The 447-nt window shown below is 61.5% G+C and carries 1 pseudogene; it reads right to left on the bottom strand.

The window, feature by feature from the left end:
- Positions 1-395 (bottom strand): annotated as a pseudogene (locus tag RAD16_RS41260) (sarcosine oxidase subunit alpha); the annotation flags it as partial.
- Between the last annotated feature and the right edge of the window lie 52 nt (positions 396-447).

Genomic DNA, 447 nt, shown 5'->3' with positions numbered 1-447 from the left:
ACGGCCCAGGCGGTGGTCACATTCTCGACCGCCACCCGCAGATCGGTCCATTCGCATTGAAGCCATTCGATCAGCATGTCGGCGATCGCGCCGGCATGGCTGCTCGTCGTGCCGACCAGAAAATGGCCGGGTGCAAGACGCGCGAACACGCCGTCGTCGAAGACGATGCCGTTCTCGTTGAGCATCAGGCCGTAGCGACAATTGCCGACCTTGAGTGTCTTGACGCCGTTCGCATAGATGCGTTGCAGGAACTCTGCCGCATCGGGTCCTTTGACCTCGATCTTGCCAAGTGGTGATGCATCGAAGAGGCCGACGGACTTGCGTACGGTCAGCACCTCGCGTGCGATTGCCTGATGTTCATTCTCGCCGGCACGCGGGAAACAGGCAGCGCGCAGCCAGTTTCCGTAATTCTCGAAACGACCGCCTGCTGCCGCGGCACGGTCGTGC

It is taken from the genome of Bradyrhizobium sp. 18BD, from assembly GCF_054185225.1.
Note: the sequence above shows the minus strand (reverse complement) of the source record. Positions and strands in the feature narration are given on the sequence as shown.